Here is a 25,874-nt window from a genome sequence, read left to right as displayed (position 1 = left end):
CAACCGGGTCTGCAAGGCTGCTGAAAGATTTCCTGGCTATATTCAGCAGCCTCAGCGGACGGATAACCGGGACCACCCGGAGACACGCCTGATGAGCGAGCTTTTTTACAACGCCGTACCGAACGCGACCCGTGTCGCCCCGCCCTTGGCCGAGCCTCGGCAGTACCCCAGCGAGAAGCCGCGTCGGGTCTACCTGTTCGGCACCTGCGTGGTGGACCTGTTCTATCCCGAAGCCGGGATGGATGCGATTCATCTGCTGGAGCGCGAAGGGATCCGGGTGGACTACCCGCAAGGGCAAAGTTGCTGCGGACAACCGGCCTATACCTCGGGCTACACCGAGCAGGCGCGGACGGTGGCACGGGCGCAACTGGCCCTGTTTGCCGAAGACTATCCGGTGGTGGTGCCCTCGGGTTCCTGCGCCGGCATGCTGCGCGAGCATTACGCCGACCTGTTCAAGGACGAGCCGGAAACCCTCAAACAGGTGCAGGCCCTGGCGGCCCGGACCTATGAACTGGCCGAGTTCCTGCTGCTGGTCTGCAAGGTGCGGTTGAACGACAACGGCGAGCCGGTGAAGGTCGCGCTGCATACGTCTTGCTCGGCACGGCGTGAGATGAATACCCACTTGCACGGCCGCGCGTTGTTGGCGCAGTTGCGTAACGTGGAGCGAGTCGAACACAGCCACGAAAGCGAGTGCTGTGGGTTTGGTGGGACGTTCAGCGTTCGCATGCCGGATATTTCCGGCGCGATGGTGGCCGACAAGACCCGGGCGCTGAAGGAATCCGGCGCACATGAGGTCGTCAGCGCCGACTGCGGTTGCTTGATGAACATCAACGGCGCGCTGGAAAAACAGCAGGAGGCGTTGCGCGGCAAACACCTGGCGAGTTTCCTCTGGCAGCGTACCGGAGGTGCCGCATGAGCACGCCGACGCTGATCCCGACCGTTGAAGTACCGATTGAGGCGCAGGAAGATTTTCGCGCCCGGGCCCACAAGGCCCTGGACGACACGCAACTGCGAAACAACTTTCGCAGCGCGATGGATTCACTGATGACCAAGCGGGCAGCGTCCTTCAGCGATGCCCACGAACGAGAACACCTGCGGGTGCTGGGCAATGCCGTCCGCGCCCGTGCGTTATCCAAGCTGCCCGACCTGCTCGAGCGACTTGAAACCAACCTGACCCGCAACGGTGTGCACGTGCACTGGGCGGAGACGGTGGACGAAGCCAATGGCATCGTCCTCTCGATCATCCGCGCTCACGAGGCGCGGCAAGTGATCAAGGGCAAATCGATGGTCAGCGAAGAGATGGAGATGAACCATTTCCTCGAGGCTCGGGACATTGAATGTCTCGAATCCGACATGGGGGAATACATCGTCCAGCTCGACCACGAGAAGCCTTCACACATCATTATGCCGGCGATCCACAAGAATGCCGGTCAGGTCGCGTCCTTGTTCCACGACAAACTCGGCGTGGAGTACACCAAGGACGTCGACCAACTCATTCAGATCGGCCGCAAGGTATTGCGCCAGAAGTTCTTCGAAGCCGACATCGGCGTCTCCGGCGTCAACTTCGCCGTCGCCGAAACCGGCACGCTGCTGCTGGTGGAAAACGAAGGCAACGGCCGGATGTCCACCACCGTACCGCCAGTGCACATCGCCGTGACCGGCATCGAAAAAGTGGTGGAGAACCTGCGCGATGTCGTGCCGCTGCTCTCGCTGCTGACCCGCTCGGCTCTCGGCCAGCCCATCACGACCTACGTCAACATGATCTCCGGGCCACGCAAGGCCGATGAGCTGGACGGCCCCCAGGAAGTCCACCTGGTCCTGCTCGATAACGGTCGCAGCCAGGCGTTTGCCGACAGCGAACTGCGCCAGACGCTGAACTGCATTCGCTGCGGCGCCTGTATGAATCATTGCCCGGTCTATACCCGAATCGGCGGCCATGCCTACGGCGAGGTGTACCCGGGGCCTATCGGAAAAATCATCACGCCGCACATGGTCGGCCTGGCCAAGGTGCCGGACCACCCGAGCGCGTCTTCGCTGTGCGGCGCCTGCGGTGAAGTGTGTCCGGTGAAGATTCCGATCCCCGCGCTGCTGCGGCGGCTGCGGGAAGAGAACGTCAAGGCACCGGATAGCCCTAACCAGGTGATGCGCGGCCAGGGCAGTAAATACTCGCCCAAGGAGCGTTTCATCTGGAATGCCTGGGCCTGGCTCAACAGCTCGCCGCGGCTGTACCGAGTGTTCGGGTTCCTCGCCACGCGCTTGCGCGCCCTGACCCCGAAAAACCTCGGCCCATGGACCCAGAACCACAGCGCCCCCCAACCCGCCGCCCGCTCGTTGCATGACCTGGCTCGCGAACACCTGAACCAGCAGGGAGACCGCCGATGAGCGCCAAGAACAATATCCTCGCCAAGCTGCGTAAAAGCCTGACGGGCGCCACACCCGTTGCCGACAATTTCGATGTCGAACTGGTGACGCAAACCTATCGCTATGCACCCGAGGAACGTATCCCGCAATTGCGCAAGCTGATGGAGGCGGTCCACACGGAAATCCATCTGACGTCCGAGGACGGCTGGCCGGCCCTGCTCGCGCAATTGCTGCGCGACCGTCAATTGCCGAGCCTGCTCATCGCCCCGACCACCGCACACGGGAAAAAAATCGCACAGTTCTGGGCGAACAATCCGGACCTGCCAACTCTCAAGGCTTACGACCGACCCATAGAGGAATGGAAAGCCGAGTTGTTCAACGACACCCCGGCCAGCCTCACCGGAACCCTCGGCGCCATCGCCGCCACCGGCAGCCTGATTCTCTGGCCTACGCGGGAAGAGCCACGGCTGATGAGCCTGGTCCCGCCGGTGCATTTCGCCCTGCTCAAGGCCAGCGAGATCCGCGACAACTTTTATGAAGTGCAACAGGAGTTCGAATGGGCCCAAGGCATGCCCACCAATGCCCTGCTGGTGTCCGGCCCGTCGAAAACCGCCGACATCGAACAAGTCCTGGCTTATGGCGCCCATGGTCCGAAGGATCTGGTGGTCTTGATTCTGGAGGACCAATGACCCTTCCGGCCCCTTTCCTGCGCGACGTCCAACAGCTGATCCCACAAAAACGCCGTTTCGACGATCCCTTGTCGACCTTGGCCTTCGGCACCGACGCCAGTTTTTATCGGCTGATTCCGAAACTGGTGGTACGCGTCGAGTCCGAAGATGAAGTGATTGCCCTGCTGAAACTTGCCCAACGGGATCAGGTCCCGGTCACGTTCCGCGCCGCCGGCACCAGCCTGTCCGGCCAAGCCATCAGCGACTCGGTGCTGATTGTGCTGGGGGATAACTGGAACGGTCGCGAGATTCGCGAGCAAGGCACACAGATTCGTTTGCAACCCGGCGTGATCGGCGCCCAGGCCAACGCCTGGCTGGCCCCGTTCGGGCGCAAGATCGGCCCAGACCCAGCGTCGATCAACGCCTGCAAGATCGGCGGCATCGTCGCCAATAACGCCAGCGGCATGTGCTGCGGCACCGCGCAGAACACCTATCACACCCTGGCCGGCATCCGCCTGGTACTGGCCGATGGCACACGCCTGGACACCGAAGACGACAACAGCGTGGCGGCTTTTCGTACAAGCCATGGCGAACTGCTGGAACGCCTCGCCACCCTCGGTCGCGAAACCCGCGCCAACACCGAATTGGCCGCCCGAATTCGTCACAAATACCGTCTGAAAAATACCACCGGCCTGTCACTCAACGCCCTGGTGGATTTCGACGAGCCTGTGGATATCTTGAGCCACCTGTTGGTGGGCTCCGAAGGTACCCTCGGCTTCATCAGTGCGGTGACCTACAACACCGTCATCGACCATCCTAACAAGGCGTCGGCGCTGATCGTATTCCCGGATGTGGAAACCTGCTGCAACGCCGTCACCGTGCTGAAAAGCCAGCCGGTATCGGCCGTGGAACTGCTGGACCGCCGCAGCCTGCGCTCAGTGCAGGACAAACCGGGCATGCCGGACTTCGTACAGCATCTGTCGATAAATGCCTGCGCCTTGCTGATCGAATCCCGCGCGGCTTCCTCGTCGTTACTACAAGAACAGCTGGCCCGGATCATGACATCCCTGGCCGGTTTCCCGGTGGAAAAACAGGTCGACTTTACCGAAGACCCACGGGAAAACGCCCGGCTCTGGGCGATCCGCAAAGACACCTTTCCAGCCGTGGGGGCGGTACGCAAAACCGGAACCACGGTGATCATCGAAGACGTGACCTTTCCAGTGGAGCAACTGGCCCTCGGCGTGAACCGCCTGATCGAGTTGTTCGACAAACATCACTACGACGAAGCGATCCTTTTCGGACACGCGCTGGAAGGCAATCTGCATTTTGTCTTCACCCAGGGCTTCAACAGCGCCGAAGAAGTCGCACGCTACCAGGCGTTCATGGATGACGTGGCGCACTTGGTGGCCGTGGAATTCGGCGGCTCGCTGAAAGCCGAACACGGCACCGGGCGCAACATGGCGCCGTTCGTCGAGCTGGAATGGGGCAGTGATGCCTACCAGTTGATGTGGCAGCTCAAACGACTGCTCGACCCCAATGGCATCCTCAATCCGGACGTTGTGCTCAGCGAAGATCCGCAGATCCACCTCAAGCACCTCAAGCCCCTGCCGGCCGCCGATGAGATCGTGGACAAGTGCATCGAATGCGGCTTCTGCGAGCCGGTGTGCCCGTCCAAAGACCTGACCTTGAGCCCGCGCCAGCGCATCGTCATCTGGCGGGATATCCAGGCGAAAAAACGCGCCGGCACGGACACTACCGAACTGGAACATGCCTACCAATACCAGGGCATCGACACCTGCGCCGCCACGGGCCTGTGTGCGCAACGTTGCCCGGTAGGCATCAATACCGGCGAGCTGGTGAAAAAACTGCGCAGCCGTGACGCGACGAAGATGAAAACCGCCAACTGGATTGAAGGAAACTTCGCCACCACGCTGCAAGGCGCACGCTTTGCCCTGCACATCGCAAATGGCGCGCGGATGTTGCTCGGGGCTCCCCGCCTGGCGAAACTGTCGACCTCGTTGACGCGCCTGTCCAAGGGCCAGGTGCCGCAATGGACCCACGCCATGCCTCAGCCGGAAAAGGCCATCCGTTTCAGCCCCACCGTGCCGGACGAACGCCCGAGAGTGGTGTACCTGGCGGCGTGCGTGTCGCGGGTCATGGGCCCGACGGCGGCGGACAAGGAGCAGATGTCGCTGTACGACAAGACCCGCGGCCTGCTGGAAAAGGCCGGCTACCAGGTGGTCTTTCCAGACAATGTGGACAGCCTCTGCTGCGGCCAACCCTTTGCTTCCAAAGGCTACACAGAACAGGCCGAGCACAAGCGCCAGGAACTGATCGGTGCCTTGCTGCACGCCAGTCGCGGCGGGCTCGACCCCATCTACTGCGACACCAGCCCCTGCACGCTACGGTTGGTCCAAAACCTTGGTGACGTGCGCCTGGACCTGTATGACCCGGTGCGCTTCATCCGTACCCATTTGATGGAGCGTCTCGACTTCATCCCCCAGGAGGCGCCCATCGCCGTGCACGTCACCTGCAGCACGCAACACCTCGGCGAAAGCCAGGCGCTGATCGACCTGGCGCGCAAATGCAGTAAAAACGTGGTCATCCCTGAAGGCATCCATTGCTGCGGTTTCGCCGGCGACAAGGGCTTCACCACGCCGGAGCTCAACGCCCACTCACTGCGAACCCTCAAGGACGCGGTTCAATACTGCACCGAGGGCATTTCCACCAGCCGTACGTGTGAGATCGGTCTGACGCGCCATGGCGAAATCGACTATCACGGATTGGTGTATCTGGTGGACCGGGTGACACACCCCAAAGCCGCCACCAAGGAAGAGGCTCTTCCGGCATCAGGTTAAAAAATCGAATTCCTGCGCTTCGTTGTAGTCACTTGAATAGGCCCGGTTCCGCTGGGCCATCTACCGACTCGGCCCGGCCGCGACTGTCCAGCGGCACCGAGACCATACGTTTAAGGAGATACACATGAAGCGCACCGCACTTGCTGGCTTGTTCATTTCCGCTGCGATGTTGGCCTCTCCGGTGTTTGCCGCGGACCTGTGCGAGACCAACCTGAGTAAAATCCGAAATGATATCGTCAGTACCCAGCAATTGAGCGAAGACCTCAAGGTCGATCTAAACACCACGGTAACCCAAGCCGAGGAGGCACATAAGAGAGGCACCGAGGAAGGCAAGGAAGAATGCATCAGCCTAACCACCCAGGCCCTCCAAAAGCTTCAGAACAATACCAAGGGTGACCCTCAGTGAAGATGTCCTGAGACCAACCTTCGGGTTGGCCTCCGAGATAGATTGGCGTACACTGCACATGCCTGCCGCTCCAACCGCTTCATGGAGCGACAGGTTCGGGGCCGTTTAGGATTCGACGCCGGTTGCGAAACTTTAGGTGCATGCCGAGTTGGTAACAGAACTCGTAAATCCACTGTTGCAACTTCTATAGTTGCCAATGACGAAACCTACGGCCAGGAATTCGCTATCGCTGCGTAAGCAGCCTTAGATCCTGAGCTTCTGGTACCTTCGGGTCCAGCAATCATTAGGGGATGTCCGTAAACCCAAAGTGATTGTCATATAGAACGGAATCGCCGTGCAGTACGTTGTGGACGAAGCGGCTAAAACTTACACAACTCGCCCAAAGCACCCTGCCCGTCGGGTCGCTGAGGGTTAACTTAATAGACACGGCTACGCATGTAGTACCGACAGCAGAGTACTGGCGGACGGGGGTTCAAATCCCCCCGGCTCCACCACTTCATCATCTAAAGACGTCCACGGACGTCTTTTTTTGTGCCTGAAACCCAGTAAATACGGGGGTTTCAGCCCCATCGAGCTCCATAGCACTTCACGCAGATCCATTTTGAAATGTATTCCAAGCCGTATTCCAAGCCCGCGGCTGGTAAATTTTGGAATACACAAACAGCGTTGGAGTACCCATGGGCGCCCAAGCCACACGCCTTTCAGACCTGAAAATCAAAGCCGCAAAACCCAAAGCCAAGGACTACATACTGACCGACGGCAACGGCCTCCAACTACGAGTCCGCACCAACGGTTCAAGGCTATGGAATTCCAAAAAAGAGATTTTCAAGTATTTATCCGTTCTGGATATCGAAGGCGTGCAGGTTGCCGTCGGCACGTCAAAGGTATCAGGCTTTCGCTAGAAAACCTCTCTCCTACAGCCGTCACCTACACTCATCTATCAAGCTACGCATCCTTGCGCCTTTGCCTACAACTACGCCAGAATGCGCCTGCTTGTGCGCCGTGTCCCTGGGTTTTATTGTCGTTCCTGCCACTGCCCATCAGTGGTCGGGTTTAGTAGCCCGAGGTAATCGAAGTCGTACAAGCACTTCTCAAACAGGGCCCTCCCCTGTTCTTGATGGTGGCTGTACGCAGGGCGCTTAGGCGCGCCGGCTTCTTCGGTTCCCCGGTCTACTAACCTGCGTACAGCTGCCACCCCCTTGTTTAGTAGCTTCGGGGTGTCGGCATTACATCAGGAACCGAAGCTTATGTTCAAAATAACTCCGAACCCACCAGAATCAGGGTCCACCGCACAATCCGCAAAATCCAAAGCTAAGCAGCAAGACGAAACCACCAAACGCGTGCTCGATCACTACTTGCTACCGAAATCGGAAAAATCTCAAGACGACCCCAAACCGGGTCAGCTCTTCACCGTCGTGAAAGGCCTCGATAACGAGTGTCTGCTCGCCAACCTCAGTGAAACGCTGGCTTCAGCCGATGCGATGGTTGCTGAGCTGGCGTTCGACCTGAAAGGCTCGCGGCGCCATTTGGCGCTGGGGATTCAGCAGTTGATTGAGCTGAGTTCGTTGTTGGCCAATCAGGTGTTGGATAATGTGGAGCCGAGGCCGTAGGTAAACTGTTTCCAACGAAAAACCCGGCATTTTGCGCCGGGTTTTTCGTTCTTCTGCAGGGCGAATGGCTGGATTTTAAAAACCTCAACGCTCCGCCACTAATCGCTCTTCATACCCGAATCGTGGACCTTGGAAAGGGGACTGGAAAAAGGGGCCGTGCAAAAACAAAAAAGGGGACAGATTTATTGTCTGAAAAAATAAATCTGTCCCCTTTCTTTTACTTGATGTCGATGGAAGCATGACTTTCCCACCCACGACGGGCCTTTCCCGTCGTGGGGAAGGCCTTTTTTTGTTTCAGGAGGCCTTAATGAAAATGGAACTGGCGATGTATCAGGCACTGCGCGCAATCGACGTGCCTGAGCTCAAAGCTGAAGCCGTTATCCAAGCATTGGAATCTGACATGCTCACACTACTCGCTACGAAAAGTGATCTCACCAATCTAGAGCAGCGACTGACTACTGAGTTGGCTAAAGCTGATCATCGGCTGACTTCCGAGATATCTAAAATTGATCACCGGCTGACTGCAGAGATCGCTAAATCTGATCTCAAGTTATCCATTCGCATGGCTTCCATGCTCGCAGTCACAATCGGCATCTTGATCGGGGCGATGAAAGTCTTCTTATAGTTTTCCTCAGCGATTACTGGAACCATCAAAACCACCTGTCATTCGATAGGTGGTTTTTTTGCGACTTCTTCAGCGGTATATGGGTACATGTGGTGAAAAGGCGGGCAGCATCAACCAGGGATTGACCAGGCTAAAGGAAGGAAGTCGGCCTGGCCCCCGCCGCTGGGGGCCGCGGATGGACAAAGGCTAGAGTCGCCGCCAGCGGCCCTTATGATTCTCGCAATAGCAGCTCTCGACCGGCCGAAGTCGGCCATAAGTGGACATCAGCAAGCGACCGCTGTCGGCCAGAAGCGGTCACTCGCGCTTAGCTTCCACAGCGGTCATTTGACTCAAATTCGGTATCGAGAACACGTATTTAGGTTCAAGTTGTGGGCGAAGCGTCAGTAGCTCCCTCAGCCGGTTCGCACGCGTTTAGAAGCGGCCAACGAACACCAGAGGCGAAATTTGGGTGACGCGGTGCGTCTTCAGGCAGCCCGTGTAGGTCTCTGATTTCATCAATTTCTCGCAGGTATCGTGCAGCCAGTCCGTATCTCACCAGGTCGGGTTGGATGGCTTGAGTCAGCAATCATTGCTTGGCAGGAAAATCCTGGCAAGTGGTGCTCCATAGATGCCCTGTGACTCATCCTTCCAGATAACTTCGCCCCAGTCGCAGCGCCAGGCTGCCTGGGGCGCTTCACATACGAGGTATACGCTATGAGTTCCCACGTGGACAACGTCTTGGTATTTGCAGATCTCCAACGTATTACCGGCTACCAGCGCCGCTATGATGTCGAGAAGACACTTGCCGAACAGGGCATCCGATTCTTCCGAGGTCGCTGTGGGCCATGGACAACGATTGATCTCATTGACTATGCAGGCGGCATCACAGCGACCAACAGCGAACGCTACAACGCCGATATTTTATGAGGCATCAAGGGAAACCATCCTATGCGAATTACGCAGCCCTCCCCCTGATCAGGGAAAAGCGTGCGGTCGGTCAGACCGTAACACGACCCTCAAAAGTTCTCCGGTACCGTCTCCCGATGTGCGTTTGGAAGGGACGAATGGCCTTCTCGGTATCACCGATAATATGCACCATCGATTGAGCTGCAACCTTGGCATTGAGCTCCACCACGGTGTCTTCATCAACCCAATTCTTGCCCGATGTGAACCGTTCGGAATCGCAAATTATGTAGGCGATTCGCGGAGAGATCGGATAGTAAAAATCAGCATGTTCAGGTGCGACGAACTCTGTCTCTGAGACACACGGGTGCACGTTGACGACAGGATGGTCTGACGTAATGAAAGGCACATTGGTGTCGTTTACCAATAACGCATGCCTATCATTCTGGCGACTCGCGTACAGGTTGAATCCGATACTCATCCCAAACATATAGCTTAGAAACCACCAGGCGTGCGCCATCGCGTCGGCCACTTCAATCTCTAGAGCGTTGCGTCGGGGTTGAGCCTTGATCACGCCATCTCGGAAAGGCTTCGTGCGGGAGATCTGGTGTCCAAAGAACATCATGAACTCAATCATGTGCTGGTCATCTTGCAGTACATCAAGTTGCTCATCAGCAAGCGCGGACAACACAGTGAGTGCCCCTTTTTCGTGGGATGCGTGAAGATTCTCCAGCAGGTTGCACTTCATGGCATGAAGATGCAGCTCGGCTTCTTGATTCTGCACACCAGACTCACGATAGATAGCCTCAGCGTGCTGCATCCTCAGGAAGTCATTGAGGTATGACACATGCTGCTGATGAAGACGGTCAGGGCTTTTTCTGGAGAAGCCTTTAATCACTTCCACGTGCATGTTGGTAAGCGCAGTGGTCTTGTAGAAATAGTCGTCAGCAGCTATGGCTCGCACGCTGTCGTGGGCAATCTTGCCAGTCTTCGTGGTGTAGAAAACTTTATTCGTGCCGCTTCCCCAGCGGGTCAAATATTTCGCCCAAACGTAATGGTGACGCTTCTTGGCTTCGAGGTCTTTGCGCGACATGGGCGTCCGTTCCATATGGTGTTGGCTCGCAAGCTCTCAGCCTACGAAGCTCCCGTCAAGCCATTCGTTGTACCTACCTGGGGATGACAGCTCGCCTGCTGACTGGCCAACTTAGCGTCGGTGTCAGGCCGCTCTCTGCTAGTCATTACTACCGCGTGTTCTCGTTAAGGGGATGCAAAGGGTTGACGCCACGAATGCAATTGACTGGTCAGTGAAAACGCAAATATGCGATCACGTCCATGCAATGACGCAAACGCCCCCGCAAGCACTTGCATGTCGAGAAGTGAAAATGAAATAACCAGCCAGACCAGGCTGGAAGCTTTGCACCATAAGGCCTGCACGCTTTCCGTGTGCTCCCACTTCATAAGCGTGAACCCCAAGAAAACAAGCCGTTCACTTTGAGAAAACTCCGCCGCCCCCCTATTGCCATTGGGTTTGGTGACTTGAAACGCCGCCTTGAAGGGGGCGCTGTCTGTGTAATGGTTTGTCATTTTCTTTCAAAACTTTGCACAAAATGAAATTGACGATTGCCTGGGAGGCCCCACGGCCCGCCTGGGCTGGAGGATGGTTTGCACTACACCTGTGTTTGCAATAAAAACTCACACGAAGCGCGTCGGCGGGAGGGGGATAAGTGCTTTTCCATGGCGTTTTTTTTAAGCATTCGATTGCAGCTGTTGCAGTGAGTGCTTTTTTACATCCCTCCCCGGCGTGAACAAAAACAGCTACGGGATGCTCATCAACATCATGAACATCCCGCGTCAAGCGATTACATGCCGCATGTTGCGGGGTCTACCACATTCAAGACATTATTATTCGATTTTTTATATCGTTCAATATATCTTCAAGAGGAGTTTTCTTTTCAAACTTGAGACCTTCAAGTGCAACAATAAAATCAGCGTCAGTTAACGGTATTATCAAGCCGTGACCATTCTTGAATGAGTCCCTGCACCTTTCAATGAACAGATCCTTTTTAGATATTCCCCTACAAGTTATGATCCCAAGCATGCCGCGATTAACAGTCAACCTTCCGATCATCTGATCGAGCTCAGGATTTTGTATATCCTTAGTATAATTCTTGCATTCGATGATCACATACGGACAAGGGATTTTATTAATCATATGGAGATTGTAGAAAAAGCCTTCCTTAGCACAATTTTCAAAGTATATATCGATCCTCTTCCTACCTTGATTGATCTCGGCCTCAAGAACTGGAGAAGATGCACTCGGATAAAACAACATCTCCAGCACACCAACTATGGTCTTGTGGTACTCCGAAGCAGTTGCAGCACCTTGCTTGATAGCGTTAAGTCTAGAAATCAAGTGATCAACCACAACATTTAAATTCAACTCGGTATCAATTGAGTCAGATGGTAGAGGTCTTACCTGTTCCGCTTGCTGCTCTCTGAACGACTGAAAAACCAACGGATGATTTTCTGTAAATTCAAACAGCCACTCTTTGCTGAACTTCTTAACGAAATTCTCTTTTAAGCTCTTTTTGGATATATAGGGAGTCCCATCTTTACGGTGCTCAACCCATATACTGCCAGACCTTATATGCTCGTGCTGAAGATACTCCAGCACGTGCATATTGTAGTAGTTCTCAGGTGCATAAGCCTTGCTATAAGAAACGATACCTTTCGGTGTTAGAAGGATCTTCTTCCCCTCCACCAGTAATGTATCCTCATGAGAAAAAGTCCATTTTTTCTTAGAGGCATCCCAGATCGGCCCCGCAGACACACCAGCAGTCAAAGCAATGCCGTGTAATTTGCACTGAGCTTGCGTGTAGGCAATGAGACTCCCCCTAATGAGGTTGGTAGTCATGTCAGATACCTTATCTTTCCCAATGCCTGGGATGAATAACCTGAAGTCCTCTAAATCAGTAATTTTTCCAGACTTTATCGCCTTGCTGCCCATTATGCTTTCAAATAATTTTTTTGCATCTTCACTTCCAATGCCATTACCTCTAGGCTTACCCGAAGAAAGCCCCAAGCAAGTTTCATTTGGTTCATGAAGATGGGAAAACAACTCAAAAGCATCTTCATCCTTTCCTTCACGAACAAGATCTAAAAAATGTGAGAAAAAAGATCTCACAGAACTAGATGCCTTCATTGACCAGCGATCCGGCCTAAGTCCTAACAAATAAGGATCAACAAATAGCCTAGTATCAAGACCAGTATCAATATCCACAAAATCGAGTTCAAACTGAGTTTTTGAAAGACTGAAGCGCTTCGATAATTTCATAAATCCCTTAATCCACCAGAAAACACTGACCGCTTTTTGAGAACTCATCGACTACTGAATAATCTTGAGAACTATATTTGATCCCAAAGCGCAGACACGTATGCCAGCTCCGCATTAACCATCTTCATTAGTTTCGCTTGCGAAACCGAGTCATTAGAACTGCAAAATAACTTTCCATTTCTGACATCAAGCACCGCCATTTTACAGTCTGCAACTGCCCCCCCAGATAGTGCGGTCACCATCAACGCTAGGACAATATCTATGCGGAGCTTTTGCAGAGGCTCATCTTTGAGATACAGTTTTATTAGAAACGGCTCGCCTTCAATGACGAGACCTAGCTCCGGATTAATTCCAATATCAATACCTTGAAAGCTATAATTCGAACTGAACGGCGCACTCCAAGCAATATTCTTTTTCCCCCACCACTTCTCGTAACCTTGGATGGCTTTCGGATAATTTTTTATCTTTTTTTCATCAGTGAGAAATTTCAGAATTTCGTAAAGTTCTTTTTTCGAATGACTGTTCTGGTGAACTGAAACAATGCCTTCCCTGAGAGCCTTATAGAAGTCAGTCTGAGGAGAATAAGATTGGCGATATTTTATTTGACTGACTTTTGTTGCCTTGGGAGTTCCCGACTTGGAAATAATGTCTACAACGTCGGTGAGAGAAATTCTCGGCATCCTTGACCCCCTAGACAAAAAATCGCTTTTTTTGCTCGATTTATAAACTCTAGACCAATAGAGGCTTTTTGCAATCACAAGAAGGAAGGATCAGGCGTTTTGTAGGGTAATGCTGTCAATCCGCAACAAGCTGCGAATCGCGCGCTTTGTTTATCCCGCCACGGCGCAGAAGGACTGATTCAATTTCAGCGTCGTCAGGGTCTGAGAGCTGAAAATAGGGAAGAAATCTCAGCAGAAGTATAGAGAGGAGTAACCAGGAGCATCTAGTTTGCTGTCACGCTGCTGTCACCGCATGAGAAGAAAACGACCTTCCTGGTCCGAAAGGATTGAAAAATATGGTGTCCCAGGGCAGGTTCGAACTGCCAACCTTCCCCTTAGGAGGGTGGAGGTCCGCTTCTGGCCGTGAGCGGACGAAGTCGAACGTCGACGACTGTGCCATTTACGCTCTGTTACCCAAGTGCCGTTGCGCAGGCCTACTTCAGGCTACGGAGACACAAAACTAGTTTTTCACAAGGAATGCCATTCGAGTCATCATTGGTTACACAGATGTCCCCTTGAGCAAAGGTATTCCATAAAGTATTCCAACAAAAACAATCCAACTGAATTTATCCAGAAAAATCAGCTAGATACCCGATCAATTCAAATTACCCCGGCCCACCATTTCATCATCTAAAGACGTCCACGGACGTCTTTTTTTGTGCCTGAAATCCACTGAATCAATGGCTTCAGCCTCCTTGAACTTTCATAGGAGCATCTCCAGTTCCGCTCATTAGATATTCCACCCCTAGCACCCATTCCCCGAATACCAACCGGCGCCCCCTAATGCGACGACACATAGATGGACGGCCCGGCAGGCGCCGGCAACGCATAAGTCGCCTTCATCCATTCAATCTCCGCCTGGGGCGTTCGGCCAAACAGGCGCTTGAACTCGCGGCTGAATTGCGAGGCGCTTTCGTAGCCGACGTTGAACGCCGCCGTCGAGGCGCTCATGGTGTTGCGCAGCATCAATAATCGCGCCTGGTGCAGGCGCGTCGATTTCAAGTACTGCATGGGCGTGGAGTCCGTCACGCTGCGAAAGTGCAGGTGAAAGTTGGGGATGCTCATGTTGGCTTCGTGGGCGAGTGTTTCGACGTCCAGATGCTCGTGGTAGCAGCTGTGGATCTTGCGTATCGCCCGGGTGATCTTGCCGAAGTGCCCCTGGCGACTGAGCGCGGCGCGCATCGAGCCGCCCTGCTCGCCGGTCAGGATCCGGTAGTAGATTTCCCGTATCAGCGAAGGTCCCAGGATCTGCCCTTCGCCCGGGCGACTCATGGCCTCCAGAAAACGCAGCGTCGAGGTGCGCAGCAAGTCGTCCATGGGCGAGGCGTACATGCCTTTGGGTTGTGCATCGCTGGGGCCCAGGGTTTCGTCCACTTGCAACATCAACTCGCTGGCCAGTTGCAGGTCCAGGCGCATGTAGACCGCCAGCATGGGTTCCGCGGCGCTGGCGTCGGTCTCCATGGTGAAGGGAACCGGGACAGACACCACCAGGTAATGCTGGGCGTCGTAGACATAGACGTCGTCGCCCAGGTAGCCGCGCTTGCGCCCCTGGCACAGGATTACGATGCCGGGCTCATACAACACCGGCGTGCGCGTCAGCGGTCGGTTCGACCGCAGAAAACGGATGTCTTCCAGTGCGCTGAGGTTGTAGCCCTCTACCGGTGCGAGCTTTTCCATCAACCGCACCATGCGCGCGGTGCAGGCATCAACCTGGGTCATTGACGTGCCTCTTGCTTGCCATTCAATCGTCCGTCGAACGGCTCAGCGCTTCCCATTGATCGATCTCCCTGGCAACACGGCTCAGCTTGTCGAGCACCAGGCTGAGGGCATCACTGCCCAACAGCAAGTGGGCCGGCGGTGTCGGGCTGTCGATCAGTTGCAACATCGCTTCGGCCGCCTTCTGTGGGTTACCCGGCTGCTTGCCGCTTTTCTCTTCTCGCGCCTTGCGTATCGGGTCGAAACTGGCGTCGTAGTCGGTAATGCTTCGCGGGGTGCGTTGCATCGAACGTCCCGCCCAGTCGGTGCGAAACGAGCCCGGTGCCACGGCGGTCACGAAGATGTTGAACGGCAGCAATTCCTTGCTCAGCGTATCGGAGATACCTTCCAGCGCAAACTTGCTCGCGCAGTAGTAGGCAATGCCCGGCATGGTGATGGTGCCACCCATGGAGGTGATGTTGAGGATATGCCCGGCGCGGCGCTCGCGGAAATAGGGCACGAAGGCCTTGGTCACCGCCACCGCGCCGAACACGTTGACGTCGAACTGGCGGCGCATCTCCTCCAACGGTGACTCTTCGAAGATGCCCTCATGGCCATAGCCAGCATTGTTGACCAGTACGTCGACCGGGCCGTGGCTGGCTTGTGTGGCGGCGACGACGCTGTCGATCCGCTCGAAGTCGGTGACATCCAGGAGCACGCCATGGGCCTGATCCGGGGACAGTGCCTCGAAAGCCTGCAATGCCGCGTCACTGCGCACGGTGCCGATCACCCGATGGCCCGCCGCAAGCGCTTCCCGCGCCAGGGCATTGCCCAGGCCGCTGCTGACGCCGGTGATGAATAGGGTTTTTCTGCTGCTCATGGTGAGCCTCCAATAAAGTGGGAACGAGGCCATGCTAGCGACGCAGAACCTCGCCACCTATGCCGGTTTGCCTTGCAGCATTGCCTATTCCTATCAGGACTCGGATGCCAGGACCCGTCTGGCGCATCGGCTCCCACACATTTGCACTGACGTCAGCCGCCTGAATATAATGCGAGTCATTATCAATTATGTATGTTTCCGGGATGCTGATGCGCAGCAACGACACACTGGGCAATGCCGACCTCACCCTGCTCTATCGCAGCCACCATTCCTGGTTGCACAGCTGGCTGAGCCGGCGCATCGGCTGTCACGAAAGCGCGGCGGACCTGGCGCAGGACACATTTGTACGTCTGCTCAAATCGCGTCAATTGAGCCCCTTGCGCGAACCCCGGGCTTATCTGAGCAGCATCGCCCGTGGGCTGATGATCGATCGGTATCGCCGTCGCGAGCTCGAACGCGCCTACTTCGAGAGCCTCGCGCTGCTCCCTCCACAAGCGGCCCCCTCTGAAGAAGAACGCTTGCTGATTCTTGACAGCCTCGAGCGGATCGACCGCCTGCTAGACCTGCTCAAGCCAAGGGTGCGCGAGGCGTTTCTGTTGGCCCAGCTCGACGGTTGGACATGCCAGCAAATAGCCGAAAAACTGGGTGTTTCCCGCTCCACGGTGGAACGCGACTTGGCCAAGGCCCTGCAACACTGCTATCGCTCGCGTTATGCCGAACAGTGAAGCGCAAGCGCTGGATCCGGCGGTGGTCGATCAGGCGATCCACTGGCTGGTACGCCTGCGCTTCAATCCTGCCGATGAGCAGACCCAGCGCAGTTTCGAGCACTGGCTGCAGCAGCGTCCGGAACATCGGTTAGCGTGGCAGCGTGTGGAAGCGCTTGGCGATGACTTCGCGGGCGTGCCACCTGATTTGGCCCGGCACACCCTCAAGGGCGCCCGCTCAGGCCTGCATCGGCGCCAAAGCCTCAAGCTACTGGGTGCGTTGGCCACCTTGGGTGGTGCGACCTGGCTGGGCCGCGACTACACACCGCTGCCGGCCATGCTGGCCCAGCAGCACAGCAAGACCGGCGAGCGAAAGCGCTTCCAACTCGATGATGGCAGCCTTATCCAGCTCAACAGCGACAGTGCGGTCGACAGCTATTTCAACCCACAGCGGCGACTGATCGTTCTGCGGCGCGGCGAAATCATCGTCAATACCGGCGCCGATGCGGGCTCGGCTCAACCGCGTCCGTTCTGGGTGCAAACGCGCGACGGATTGATCAGCACTTTGGATGCCCGGTTCCTCGCGTATGAGCGTGACGACGGGACCCTCATCTCGGTGCAGCGCGGCGCAGTCAGCGTATTTCCTGGATCCACTCAAACCCTTGCGGATACCAACACGGTCCAGGCCGGCAATCAGCGGCTGTTCACCTCAAATGGCGTTCGTGAGTTCAAGGATAACGGCCTGGATGTATGGAGCTGGAGCGATGGGGTGATCAGCGCACGCCATATGCGCCTCGGTGATTTCATTGGGGCCTTGTCGCGTTATCGCCCCGGCCTGTTGCGCTGCGCCGAGGAAGTCTCGGGCCTGCGGGTTTCCGGCACCTTTCAGCTCGCCGACACTGACCAGGTGCTGGCATTGGTTGCGCAGTCACTGCACCTGCGGATCGATTATCGGACCCAATATTGGGTGACGTTGAGCGCCGCCAGCTAAGTGTTTTCTTCGCCGCCTATCAACATCAAATAAAAATGAGGTGATTTCTCATTCTCGTTCGGCATGTAAGAAAAGGCCGACCTACAGGCCGATCTGCCGATCCCCTTTCCACGGAGCGAGTTAATGAGTGCGTCCCCGGTTCCCCAGCGTCATCTACTGAATCGTGCCATCCACGGTGCGGTCTTCGGCGTCATCGTCAGCAGCTATGCGCTACCCACCCTGGCGCAGCCCTCGACCATTGAGCAGACCCACCCGGTGCACCAGTGGAATATTCCCGCCGGTCCCCTGGCACCGGCGCTTGACCGCTTTGCCCGCGAGGCGGGTATCAGTCTTTCCTTCGACGCTTCAAGCGTAGCGAACCGCAATACCCGGGGCGTGAGCGGCACACTCGCTACGCCCGAAGCGCTGTCGTCGTTGTTGCAGGGGAGCGACATAGAGATACAGCAGCAAGGCCCGAACGCTTACTTGCTGACGCCGCAAACCAAGGCAGATGCCGAACTCGAGGACTATCGCCTCGCGCCCATCCTCGTCAACGCCAAGGCCAGGGTAGACGGAACCGAAGACCCCAACTCGGTGGTCGCCCAGGAACTCTGGGTCGGCGGCAAGGTGGCCACCAGCATCCTCAACACGCCCGCCTCGGTTTCCGTGGTCACCGACAAGGAAATGAAGCAACGCAGCGCGAGCACGACCGAAGAACTGTTGCAATACACGCCTGGGGTCATTACCGACTATTACGGCACTGACGACCGCAACGATTACTTTCAGATCCGCGGCTTCCAGGCCACGACCTATCGGGACGGCCTGACCCTGGGTTCGATGCGCGGTGTGCGCGAAGAACCTTTCGCCTATGAGCGCGTCGAGGTGATACGCGGGGCCAACTCCACATTGTTCGGCCCGGCCGACCCGGGCGGCTCGGTGAACTTTGTCAGCAAGAAGCCGCGCTTCGACAAGTTCGGCCAGGGCTACGTCACCTACGGTTCTTTCGACCATGTCGAAACCGGCATCGATGTCGGCGACTCGCTGAATGAAGAAAAAACCGTGGCCGGTCGCTTCACGGCAAAGATGCAAGACAGCGATCGCGAGTACGACCACTCGCGGGACGACAACAAGTTCTTGATGGGCGGCCTGACCTGGTCCCCCACGGACTTCACCTCGGCCTCGGTGATCGTGGACTACCTGAAAACCCAAAGCTCGCCCAACAGCGGCGGTTACCCGCTGGACAAGGAATACGACCGTGACAAGTTCTACGGCGAGCCCAGCTACAACTTCCACGATGTCGAGCGCACCAACATCAGCGGCACCTTCAGCCATGATTTCGACAATGGCTTCGTGCTGCGCAGCAACCTGCGCTACAGCGAACTGACCGATGATTTCGGCTATGTGTTCCTCAGCGACTCCCCTACCCGCACCGGCACTACCGTCCCGCGTTATATCTTTGGCACTGACAGCGACGCCGAGCAACTGAACGGCAACTTGATGCTGCAATACGATGCCCGTTTCGAAAACATCGACAGCAGTACGTTGGTAGGCGTGGAGTACGGCGACTCTTCAACCGAAGAACGCTCCGTATATGCCACCACAGGCTCCATCGACCTGGCCAACCCCGTGTTCACGGGTGTGCCCGGCGGAGTAGCGCCTTACAGCAATGATAAGCTCGACACGAAAACCAAGGCCGTGTTCCTGCAGCAGAACCTGTCCTTCTATGAGCGCTTTATCGTCACCGCCGGTGTGCGCAACGACTCGCTGGATCTGTCCAGTACCGACATCAACAACGTAAAAGAATCGGATAACTTCTCCGAAACCTCCTATCGCGGCGCACTGACCTATATCGTCAACGACGAAGTGTCCACCTACGTCAGCATGGTCGAGTCGGTCTCACCCCCCACGGTTGGCGTTGTCCCCAAGACAGGCAGGCAATATGAAGTGGGTGTGAAATATGCCCCCATCGGTATGGACGCGCTGTTCTCGGCGGCCGTCTACGACCTGACCCAGGAAAACGTCAGCATCGCCGTCGTACTGCCCAGCGGTGTCATTGAGCAGCAAACCGTTGGCGAATCACGGGTACGCGGGCTGGACCTGGAAGCCAAGGCTGAGCTGACCCCCAACCTGAGCCTTGTGGGTGGCTACTCCTACATGGAGTCCGAAGTGTTGCGCGGTACTTTGTACGACGGCAGTTCACTCAAAGGGAATGAGTTCGCCACGGCCCCCAAACACTCCGCGTCACTGTGGGGCTATTACAACATCCCCGACACCGATGTCAGCGTTGGCCTGGGCGCGCGTTATGTGGGCTCCTATTACTTCGACGCGGCCAACACCGGCACCAGCGATGGCACGACGCTCTTCGATGCGGCCTTCAACTACAAACTCTTCAAAGGCACTGACCTGGCGGTTAACGTCAGTAACCTGCTGGATGAGCAACATGTGGTCGGTTCGGGGACCGCGAACTATTACAACCCGGGCCGTGAAGTGACCGCGAAGTTGAGTTACAACTGGTAAAAGCTGGCCGTCATGATTGGGGCTCGGCCTGATGTGGGTCAGTCATCGAACGGCGAAAACCGTCGGAGGGGCTCAAACCCTCCGATTTCAAAAAAATTAATCATCTAAAATCATGCACTTAGAGAATATTCAACTGCCACTTTGTATCTGAATAGTTGGTTCTGAAGCGCAAGGGGCTGAGCCTGCTGACAGAAGGTCCCAACAACCAGTTGAGTATCCCAGCAAACAATGTAGACTCGCCTTAACGCATAACGTTAAGCATTAAGAGATGATCAGAAGCTTCAGATGCGCCGACACCCAAGCTCTTTTTGAAACCGGCAAAACCCGGCGCTGGGCAGCCATCCTTTCAGTGGCAGAACGAAAGCTGGGCATGCTCGATGCTGCGGTCGACCTCAACGACCTGCGCTCCCCACCCGGAAACAGGTTGGAGCAGCTATATGGCGACAGGGAAGGCCAGCACAGCATCCGAGTTAACGGTCAGTACCGGATCTGTTTTGTCTGGGGCGCCAACGGCCCCGAAAATGTAGAAATCGTAGATTATCACTGAGGTGAATCATGTTTAAGAATGGCATGAGGCCCGTACACCCTGGAGAAATTCTCAAAGAAGAGTATCTGGAACCGCTTGGCCTTACCGCAGCTGCGCTTGCAAGGGCGTTGCACGTTTCTGCCCCCACCGTAAATGACATTGTCTTGATGCGCCGTAGCATCAGCGCGGATGTTGCTTTGCGCCTGGCCGCCGCATTGGAAACGTCAGCGCAGTTTTGGCTGAATCTGCAGACTGCGTATGATTTACGTACAGCTGAGATTGCTAAAGGGGAACAGATTCACAGGGAAGTGGAGAAGGTTCCTCACTGCGCATAACCAGCACAAAACAGAAATTTGAGCCCAGCAAAATAGCTGGGCTTTTTGTTGGGCATACAAAGACACCACGCGTTTGCCGCAAGCGCTTTTTGCGCCAGGACGATGAGTGACTAGCGTCAGCCTATATACCTGGCCCCATCACGCGAGCTGGCAACCTGGCCAGCCGATCCCAACCCTCGGCACTGATCCCGGAACAGTTCAGCAACGCCAATGTGTGCAGCGGCAGTTGCTCCAACAGCGGCACTGCGGCTGACGTAATCCGCGACTCCCCGGGATCTGCCGAGATCGTCAGATCACTCAACGGCAGCCGAACAAGGTGGGCCACTCCGGCGTCGGTGAGCCAAGGGCTGTCATACAAACCCAGGCGCCGCAGCGGCAGATCGCGCAGGCAGGCCAGGTCAGCATCGCGCAGGTCCAGGCCGCTTATTTCAAGTTGCTCCAACGGCAAGCCCAGCTCGACGAGCTTGCGCAGAACCTTGCCATCGACACCACGACAGAAGCTGAGATTCAACCGTTTCAGTGGCAGGCCGACGAGTTGTTTCAGTTCCTTCCAAGTGATGTCGTTCAATGACAGGTCCAGGGATTCCAACTCCAAACCACGCAGATCACTCAACGTACTTGCATCGATGCCTTGCACATCGGAGAGCCCCAGGCGCTTGAGTGGAAACCCGTGCAGCACATCGAGCCGCTCAATTGTTTGACGTGAAGATTTGAGATTCAGATCGGCGAGTGGCATGCCTTCCAATATCTCAAGGTCGTCCTCGCAAACATACGAAGAGGGAAGCGAAAGCCGTTCGATGGGCAGACCCGCAAGGGCGTGTAGCGTGGCGTCTGTTGCGTAACATTGATCCAGGCTCAGAGAACGCAATGCGCTCAGGCCGGAGAGCCATGCAGGGTCCTTCAGGATTGCGCTGCTCCAACCGAGGGACAATTGCTCAAGGGGGTGACTGCCTAAGTGCGCCATCCCACGGGACGTCAGCTCGCCGACGCGTTCCAGCGTAAGTGACCGCAACCTGAGGTTTGACAGCCCGAGAAGGCCATCATCGGTGACGTCATCGCAACGGTTCAGCGACAGTTCTTGCAGCGGGCTATTGCCGAGGTGTTGAAGGATTTTGTCGTCGAAGTCTTCACCGTAGGTGCTTAACTTCAGCCGGCGCAGCCGTTCGAGGGAAGGCAGGCTGGTGGCGTTATCGGCGCGGGAGAATCCGCTGATTTCCAGGCTCTCGAGAGCGAGGTCTGGGAAGCGTTGCCATACACTTTGATCGCAGCTGAAACGTGGGCTGTTGAGCACCAGCGTGCGTAAAGGCAGCCCAGCCAGGGCGTCGCACCACGCCGGCTCGGCGTTATCCAACTCCAGATGATCGACCGGCAAGTTACGAAGCTGCGCCAGCAACGGCCCGGGGCGATTGGTATGTGCCGTGGTGTTCAACTGAGCAATCACGACGTTAGCGGCCGGATCGCACAGGCCTGCGGCGAGGCGTACGCCGTCCAATGAAACCTCGGCGGTGTCGAGCAGATCGCGGTAAAGCGCGGCACGTGTGGTGATGTCATCGGGGTGGGTGGTGAGTTGGGTGGTCAGCGCGTTGCGGGTGGGGTTGTGCACGGTTTGTGAGTCCGAAGTGGGCGAGCGCTGGGCAGGCTGCGAAAGAGAAAAGTGGCCATAAGGGAAGCACAAAAAAGAGCCTTGCTGAAGAGGATGTTGAGACGGAAAACGAGGTACCCCGGCCTTGTTCCGAATTACAGATTTCTAGCAGAAGATCAACGACGGCGCCCCTCAGGACAACTCACCCACCTAAAGGCTGTACAAATCCCCTGTGGCGGGGGAGCTTGCTCCCGCTGGGCTGCGCAGCAACCCCCCTCTATGAACGCTCCGCCCCCAAACGGAAGCAAACACCTCGCCGCCGCCGGCAGCCCAACCCCACGTAACGAATACCACCACAGACAGGCTAAACGTCCTACATCAAGCTCGGAAAGCGGCGTCTTGTAGCACCCGGACAAGCCAGCCTATATTCCATCGTCGCCCTAATGGCGATTCGGGTTTGGCGACTCGATTAACGAGGTAGCTCCTTTCAATTGAATGAGGTACTACCGATGAAACGATACATGCCCATCACCGGCATCGACTGCATCCCCGCCACCCTGCTCATCGACACCGAAGCCCCGCTCGACGTCCTCTTCGAAACCGCCGACTACCGCATCCGTACCGTGACTCAACTGCTGGAAAACATCGCATTCCGCTCGGAAATCAGCTCCGACACGCTGGTGCTCTCCGACTTTTGCAAAATGCTGACGATATCGCTGCGTGATGGGTGTGATGTGATGGATGTGATTGGGAGGCGGTTGCGGGCGCAGGCGGCTGAGTAAATGAAAACGGGCGACCTTTGGGGTCGCCCGTTTCACGATCCGTTAGAGACACTGCCACTGCTGTCATCGATGATGTGGTGAAGGACTGGAAGCGCTGGGGAGTCAATCTGCTAGGTTGGTCGGTAACCCAATGCCACCCATTTAAGCGGGGTAGCATTGGTTTTATTTGTGGCCATAACGTAGTCCATCTGCTGCGATGAGCTGTGGCGCAGTTCGTCAAGAACTGCGCCACAATTGCGCCAAAATCTCCTCAAACAGCGCCAACACAACCATGCCTTCGCCACGACCGGAATCGATCACGGTTCCCAAGACCTCGGCACCCCGATCAAAAAAAGGGGACACTCTGCATCTCATAAAATAAATCTGTCCCCTTTTCCTTACTGCAAGTCAATGGGGAATATTCGCTCCGTCGATCCCTACGACAAGCCCGTTTGACCATTCCACAGCGAAACAAATTGCGTATAGTCCCGCCCGCCGCCCTTACGGCAATCAGGTTTGGCAGCCCACAATCTCTGAAGGAGCATGAGTTTTGTACAAGAAATTTACAGCGATTGTTTTTCTGCTATTGAGCGGCTGTTCACTGCATCCGCATACCAAGGACGAACTGCTGAACACTGGAAAAACCAGCCCCGAATACTGCCTGACGCAAGAGCGGGCAGTGGTGGAGGAACGGGTACAAGGCTACCTGAACCACTGCTTTCACCCACAAGTGACCGAGCTCACGACGGGTGGGAGACTCGTCAATACCATCCAATTGAAAGTCGACAGCAATGCCGAAAGAAGCGACATGGTGCTATGGGCGCCGACAATCTACGGCAGCCAGTTCTATATGAACGTGATCGTCTCGGAAAAGAACCCCGCCTGCAAAACCACCATGACTGCCGTGGCTTCAGGCTGGGCCTTTGAGCGAAACTTTCCGAAGATCCTGGAAAGCGCGAAGGGGGAAGACCCGTGGTGCCCGCTGTAAACTCTTAGTACGCGAACCTGGGACACCCAAGGCGCGACAGGAAGAAAAGGCAGGGGACAGCAAAATAAATCTGCCCATGCTGAGCGATCAACAATCCGGTTTTTGTGGCAAGGGAGCTTGCTCCCTCGCCATGATAAAACTATTGGACCGCCTGCCCGGTTGATCCAGAAGGCATCGTTGTGGCGGCCGGCTCTATAACTTTCGCAGAATGCCCTGTCTCGACATCGCGAACTTCGTAGTACCACCACTTCATCGAAGAAACGCCATAAAGCCCATAGGTACGGCCACCAACCAAATCCACGGTCATTTCAATTGGACGTGTGTATTCGGTTCCAATGGCGCGCTTAACGGAAAGTTTATGCCTTCCTGCACCGAGTCGATACTCGGTTTGACGGGCTAGCCAATATAACGATGTATCGTCATCGATTTTGTCTATAGACAAACTCTTGTCGAACTGCCGAATTGTCGCGACCTCGTCCCAGGGCCTCCCTTCTGCGCTTTTATGCTCGTAATGAATGCATCCGGTCAGCGTGAAGCAAAACAACATCACTGCGATAAAACGTAAAACGATATCGTGACGCATCAATGCCCTCCAAGGCGCGCTTTTATTTCGATCCAGCAAAACAATGGGAAAAGTGTACAGATTTATTTTATAAACCGAGCAAAACCAACAAATCTGCCCCTCTGCGTTTCACAAAATAAATCTGAGAATCATCTGCCCCCTCCACCAAGCAGTTCTTTGGGAAAAAAGGGGACAGATTTATTTTAGATCACCGAGCAAGCCAATAAACCCACCCCCTCTGATCTCATAAAATAAATCTGCCCCCTTTTCGCTGCCCCCTTTTCGAAAACCATCCACTTCCAAGTAACACGCGAATAATAGCAAGAAATCAAAATCGTCAGGCAATGCGTACATATGCCACCTATATCAAACTTCAAATTCAGCGACGCACCGGCGGCACAGTGTCGGGGAGAGGAACATGGGCCCCTTTTTTTGCTAAATCATGAAGACAAAAGCTGACCCTGCAGTTTCTTCACTACCCAACTCATCGCCACTAGTGGAGAAACTTCCCCTTGGGAATATACGCTGCACAAAGCCATATCCTCTGGATAGTCAAAATCTGCATAAACCTCTTGAAGTCTAAACACCTTATTTTCCTCACTATCACCAGACCGACCAATACATAACAAAAATGCCAGCCGCCACTTATCCAGATCCGAGACAGTATCTTGGCCTTGTTGTTTTTTCTCGATCAACCCAAGAAGCTCTTCATCACTTAAGTACTCCCCACCAGCAATTAGGGCAACTTCCTGACCAGCATCCTCACTCATCAACTGACCGATAGCATAATCGAAAACATCTGATCTTTTCACCCAGCCTTTTCGAAACCCTAAAAAAATGGTCGACCAGCACACCAACCCTAATTCAGACAAAATTTTGAATGGAGACATT

At 55.6% G+C, this 25,874-nt stretch carries 26 protein-coding genes and 1 other RNA gene; 17 read left to right on the top strand and 10 right to left on the bottom strand.

Annotated features, from left to right (window positions below; translation table 11 throughout):
• Window positions 1–91 precede the first annotated feature (91 nt).
• From AB7M32_RS08395 to AB7M32_RS08355, 9 genes are all read left to right on the top strand, one after another.
• Window positions 92–916 (top strand): (Fe-S)-binding protein, encoded by an 825-nt coding sequence (locus tag AB7M32_RS08395; protein ID WP_454249645.1) that lies wholly within the window; start codon window positions 92–94, stop codon window positions 914–916.
• Complete coding sequence (locus AB7M32_RS08390) at window positions 913–2,382, top strand: LutB/LldF family L-lactate oxidation iron-sulfur protein (RefSeq protein ID WP_454249644.1); 1,470 nt, start codon at window positions 913–915, stop codon at window positions 2,380–2,382. The genes AB7M32_RS08395 and AB7M32_RS08390 overlap by 4 nt, the downstream gene beginning before the upstream one ends.
• Window positions 2,379–3,050, top strand: coding sequence for a LutC/YkgG family protein (locus AB7M32_RS08385; RefSeq protein ID WP_072411341.1), 672 nt, complete (start codon window positions 2,379–2,381; stop codon window positions 3,048–3,050). The genes AB7M32_RS08390 and AB7M32_RS08385 overlap by 4 nt, the downstream gene beginning before the upstream one ends.
• Window positions 3,047–5,887, top strand: a complete 2,841-nt coding sequence (locus AB7M32_RS08380) for an FAD-binding and (Fe-S)-binding domain-containing protein (protein ID WP_454249643.1) — start codon at window positions 3,047–3,049, stop codon at window positions 5,885–5,887. Before AB7M32_RS08385 ends, AB7M32_RS08380 begins: the two co-directional genes overlap by 4 nt.
• A gap of 124 nt (window positions 5,888–6,011) precedes the next feature.
• Complete coding sequence (locus AB7M32_RS08375; protein WP_454249642.1) at window positions 6,012–6,293, top strand: hypothetical protein; 282 nt, start codon at window positions 6,012–6,014, stop codon at window positions 6,291–6,293.
• Between the two features lie 97 nt (window positions 6,294–6,390).
• Window positions 6,391–6,787: a transfer-messenger RNA gene (gene ssrA, locus AB7M32_RS08370) on the top strand.
• Between the two features lie 183 nt (window positions 6,788–6,970).
• Window positions 6,971–7,195 carry an integrase arm-type DNA-binding domain-containing protein gene (locus AB7M32_RS08365; RefSeq protein WP_454249641.1) on the top strand — a complete coding sequence of 75 codons (225 nt, stop codon included), beginning with the start codon at window positions 6,971–6,973 and terminating at the stop codon, window positions 7,193–7,195.
• A 345-nt stretch (window positions 7,196–7,540) separates the two neighbouring features.
• Window positions 7,541–7,903 carry a DUF6124 family protein gene (locus AB7M32_RS08360; RefSeq protein WP_454249640.1) on the top strand — a complete coding sequence of 121 codons (363 nt, stop codon included), beginning with the start codon at window positions 7,541–7,543 and terminating at the stop codon, window positions 7,901–7,903.
• Window positions 7,904–8,210: 307 nt separating this feature from the next.
• Window positions 8,211–8,528 (top strand): hypothetical protein, encoded by a 318-nt coding sequence (locus tag AB7M32_RS08355; RefSeq protein ID WP_072411086.1) that lies wholly within the window; start codon window positions 8,211–8,213, stop codon window positions 8,526–8,528.
• A gap of 361 nt (window positions 8,529–8,889) precedes the next feature.
• Here AB7M32_RS08355 and AB7M32_RS08350 read toward each other — a convergent pair whose 3' ends face one another.
• Window positions 8,890–9,063: a hypothetical protein gene (locus AB7M32_RS08350; protein ID WP_454252112.1), complete on the bottom strand. Its 174-nt coding sequence runs from the start codon at window positions 9,061–9,063 to the stop codon at window positions 8,890–8,892.
• Window positions 9,064–9,221: 158 nt separating this feature from the next.
• Here AB7M32_RS08350 and AB7M32_RS08345 point away from each other — a divergent pair, with 158 nt between their 5' ends.
• Window positions 9,222–9,434, top strand: coding sequence for a DUF4224 domain-containing protein (locus tag AB7M32_RS08345; RefSeq protein WP_454249639.1), 213 nt, complete (start codon window positions 9,222–9,224; stop codon window positions 9,432–9,434).
• A 70-nt stretch (window positions 9,435–9,504) separates the two neighbouring features.
• On the opposite strand, the gene AB7M32_RS08340 is transcribed toward AB7M32_RS08345, so the two are convergent.
• From AB7M32_RS08340 to AB7M32_RS08315, 6 genes are all read right to left on the bottom strand, one after another.
• On the bottom strand, window positions 9,505–10,503 hold the full coding sequence (locus AB7M32_RS08340) for a DUF4238 domain-containing protein (RefSeq protein ID WP_454249638.1): 999 nt from the start codon (window positions 10,501–10,503) through the stop codon (window positions 9,505–9,507).
• Window positions 10,504–10,667: 164 nt separating this feature from the next.
• On the bottom strand, window positions 10,668–10,994 hold the full coding sequence (locus AB7M32_RS08335; protein WP_454249637.1) for a hypothetical protein: 327 nt from the start codon (window positions 10,992–10,994) through the stop codon (window positions 10,668–10,670).
• A 307-nt stretch (window positions 10,995–11,301) separates the two neighbouring features.
• On the bottom strand, window positions 11,302–12,792 hold the full coding sequence (locus AB7M32_RS08330; RefSeq protein ID WP_454249636.1) for a hypothetical protein: 1,491 nt from the start codon (window positions 12,790–12,792) through the stop codon (window positions 11,302–11,304).
• A 23-nt stretch (window positions 12,793–12,815) separates the two neighbouring features.
• Window positions 12,816–13,424 carry a hypothetical protein gene (locus tag AB7M32_RS08325; protein ID WP_454249635.1) on the bottom strand — a complete coding sequence of 203 codons (609 nt, stop codon included), beginning with the start codon at window positions 13,422–13,424 and terminating at the stop codon, window positions 12,816–12,818.
• 819 nt (window positions 13,425–14,243) lie between these two features.
• Complete coding sequence (locus AB7M32_RS08320; RefSeq protein WP_060739244.1) at window positions 14,244–15,182, bottom strand: AraC family transcriptional regulator; 939 nt, start codon at window positions 15,180–15,182, stop codon at window positions 14,244–14,246.
• A 22-nt stretch (window positions 15,183–15,204) separates the two neighbouring features.
• Window positions 15,205–16,038: an oxidoreductase gene (locus AB7M32_RS08315; protein WP_454249634.1), complete on the bottom strand. Its 834-nt coding sequence runs from the start codon at window positions 16,036–16,038 to the stop codon at window positions 15,205–15,207.
• 209 nt (window positions 16,039–16,247) lie between these two features.
• Between AB7M32_RS08315 and AB7M32_RS08310 the strand changes: the two genes are divergently transcribed.
• From AB7M32_RS08310 to AB7M32_RS08290, 5 genes are all read left to right on the top strand, one after another.
• A complete protein-coding gene (locus tag AB7M32_RS08310) occupies window positions 16,248–16,763 on the top strand; it encodes a sigma-70 family RNA polymerase sigma factor (RefSeq protein WP_072411106.1) in 516 nt (171 codons plus the stop codon).
• Window positions 16,750–17,733 carry a DUF4880 domain-containing protein gene (locus AB7M32_RS08305; protein WP_454249633.1) on the top strand — a complete coding sequence of 328 codons (984 nt, stop codon included), beginning with the start codon at window positions 16,750–16,752 and terminating at the stop codon, window positions 17,731–17,733. The genes AB7M32_RS08310 and AB7M32_RS08305 overlap by 14 nt, the downstream gene beginning before the upstream one ends.
• A gap of 123 nt (window positions 17,734–17,856) precedes the next feature.
• Window positions 17,857–20,229, top strand: coding sequence for a TonB-dependent siderophore receptor (locus tag AB7M32_RS08300; RefSeq protein ID WP_454249632.1), 2,373 nt, complete (start codon window positions 17,857–17,859; stop codon window positions 20,227–20,229).
• Between the two features lie 268 nt (window positions 20,230–20,497).
• Complete coding sequence (locus tag AB7M32_RS08295) at window positions 20,498–20,776, top strand: type II toxin-antitoxin system RelE/ParE family toxin (RefSeq protein WP_072340959.1); 279 nt, start codon at window positions 20,498–20,500, stop codon at window positions 20,774–20,776.
• A gap of 8 nt (window positions 20,777–20,784) precedes the next feature.
• The gene (locus tag AB7M32_RS08290; protein ID WP_025211727.1) at window positions 20,785–21,090 is read left to right on the top strand and encodes a HigA family addiction module antitoxin; all 306 of its coding nucleotides are present in this window, start codon (window positions 20,785–20,787) and stop codon (window positions 21,088–21,090) included.
• A 121-nt stretch (window positions 21,091–21,211) separates the two neighbouring features.
• Here the strand turns inward: AB7M32_RS08290 and AB7M32_RS08285 are convergent, their stop codons facing one another.
• Window positions 21,212–22,693, bottom strand: coding sequence for a leucine-rich repeat domain-containing protein (locus tag AB7M32_RS08285; RefSeq protein ID WP_454249631.1), 1,482 nt, complete (start codon window positions 22,691–22,693; stop codon window positions 21,212–21,214).
• A gap of 488 nt (window positions 22,694–23,181) precedes the next feature.
• Between AB7M32_RS08285 and AB7M32_RS08280 the strand changes: the two genes are divergently transcribed.
• Window positions 23,182–23,454: a hypothetical protein gene (locus AB7M32_RS08280; protein WP_192262949.1), complete on the top strand. Its 273-nt coding sequence runs from the start codon at window positions 23,182–23,184 to the stop codon at window positions 23,452–23,454.
• A gap of 529 nt (window positions 23,455–23,983) precedes the next feature.
• A complete protein-coding gene (locus tag AB7M32_RS08275) occupies window positions 23,984–24,421 on the top strand; it encodes a hypothetical protein (protein WP_454249630.1) in 438 nt (145 codons plus the stop codon).
• Window positions 24,422–24,560: 139 nt separating this feature from the next.
• Here AB7M32_RS08275 and AB7M32_RS08270 read toward each other — a convergent pair whose 3' ends face one another.
• The gene (locus AB7M32_RS08270) at window positions 24,561–25,004 is read right to left on the bottom strand and encodes a hypothetical protein (protein WP_454249629.1); all 444 of its coding nucleotides are present in this window, start codon (window positions 25,002–25,004) and stop codon (window positions 24,561–24,563) included.
• Between the two features lie 419 nt (window positions 25,005–25,423).
• The gene (locus AB7M32_RS08265; protein WP_454249628.1) at window positions 25,424–25,873 is read right to left on the bottom strand and encodes a DUF2247 family protein; all 450 of its coding nucleotides are present in this window, start codon (window positions 25,871–25,873) and stop codon (window positions 25,424–25,426) included.
• Between the last annotated feature and the right edge of the window lies 1 nt (window position 25,874).

The organism is Pseudomonas sp. R151218B TE3479 (genome assembly GCF_053629195.1).
This window is presented reverse-complemented; position numbering and strand designations above follow the sequence as displayed.

Bases quoted from the DNA above. Each gene is read 5' to 3' on its own strand.
- AB7M32_RS08315 (WP_454249634.1), bottom strand. From the start codon at position 16,038: ATGAGCAGCAGAAAAACCCTATTCATCACCGGCGTCAGCAGCGGCCTG.
- AB7M32_RS08320 (WP_060739244.1), bottom strand. From the start codon at position 15,182: ATGACCCAGGTTGATGCCTGCACCGCGCGCATGGTGCGGTTGATGGAA.
- AB7M32_RS08325 (WP_454249635.1), bottom strand. From the start codon at position 13,424: ATGCCGAGAATTTCTCTCACCGACGTTGTAGACATTATTTCCAAGTCG.
- AB7M32_RS08300 (WP_454249632.1), top strand. From the start codon at position 17,857: ATGAGTGCGTCCCCGGTTCCCCAGCGTCATCTACTGAATCGTGCCATC.
- AB7M32_RS08305 (WP_454249633.1), top strand. From the start codon at position 16,750: ATGCCGAACAGTGAAGCGCAAGCGCTGGATCCGGCGGTGGTCGATCAG.
- AB7M32_RS08330 (WP_454249636.1), bottom strand. From the start codon at position 12,792: ATGAGTTCTCAAAAAGCGGTCAGTGTTTTCTGGTGGATTAAGGGATTT.
- AB7M32_RS08355 (WP_072411086.1), top strand. From the start codon at position 8,211: ATGAAAATGGAACTGGCGATGTATCAGGCACTGCGCGCAATCGACGTG.
- AB7M32_RS08270 (WP_454249629.1), bottom strand. From the start codon at position 25,004: ATGCGTCACGATATCGTTTTACGTTTTATCGCAGTGATGTTGTTTTGC.
- AB7M32_RS08375 (WP_454249642.1), top strand. From the start codon at position 6,012: ATGAAGCGCACCGCACTTGCTGGCTTGTTCATTTCCGCTGCGATGTTG.
- AB7M32_RS08310 (WP_072411106.1), top strand. From the start codon at position 16,248: ATGCGCAGCAACGACACACTGGGCAATGCCGACCTCACCCTGCTCTAT.
- AB7M32_RS08390 (WP_454249644.1), top strand. From the start codon at position 913: ATGAGCACGCCGACGCTGATCCCGACCGTTGAAGTACCGATTGAGGCG.
- AB7M32_RS08295 (WP_072340959.1), top strand. From the start codon at position 20,498: ATGATCAGAAGCTTCAGATGCGCCGACACCCAAGCTCTTTTTGAAACC.
- AB7M32_RS08345 (WP_454249639.1), top strand. From the start codon at position 9,222: ATGAGTTCCCACGTGGACAACGTCTTGGTATTTGCAGATCTCCAACGT.
- AB7M32_RS08380 (WP_454249643.1), top strand. From the start codon at position 3,047: ATGACCCTTCCGGCCCCTTTCCTGCGCGACGTCCAACAGCTGATCCCA.
- AB7M32_RS08290 (WP_025211727.1), top strand. From the start codon at position 20,785: ATGTTTAAGAATGGCATGAGGCCCGTACACCCTGGAGAAATTCTCAAA.
- AB7M32_RS08340 (WP_454249638.1), bottom strand. From the start codon at position 10,503: ATGTCGCGCAAAGACCTCGAAGCCAAGAAGCGTCACCATTACGTTTGG.
- AB7M32_RS08360 (WP_454249640.1), top strand. From the start codon at position 7,541: ATGTTCAAAATAACTCCGAACCCACCAGAATCAGGGTCCACCGCACAA.
- AB7M32_RS08280 (WP_192262949.1), top strand. From the start codon at position 23,182: ATGAAACGATACATGCCCATCACCGGCATCGACTGCATCCCCGCCACC.
- AB7M32_RS08385 (WP_072411341.1), top strand. From the start codon at position 2,379: ATGAGCGCCAAGAACAATATCCTCGCCAAGCTGCGTAAAAGCCTGACG.
- AB7M32_RS08265 (WP_454249628.1), bottom strand. From the start codon at position 25,873: ATGTCTCCATTCAAAATTTTGTCTGAATTAGGGTTGGTGTGCTGGTCG.
- AB7M32_RS08365 (WP_454249641.1), top strand. From the start codon at position 6,971: ATGGGCGCCCAAGCCACACGCCTTTCAGACCTGAAAATCAAAGCCGCA.
- AB7M32_RS08395 (WP_454249645.1), top strand. From the start codon at position 92: ATGAGCGAGCTTTTTTACAACGCCGTACCGAACGCGACCCGTGTCGCC.
- AB7M32_RS08335 (WP_454249637.1), bottom strand. From the start codon at position 10,994: ATGACAAACCATTACACAGACAGCGCCCCCTTCAAGGCGGCGTTTCAA.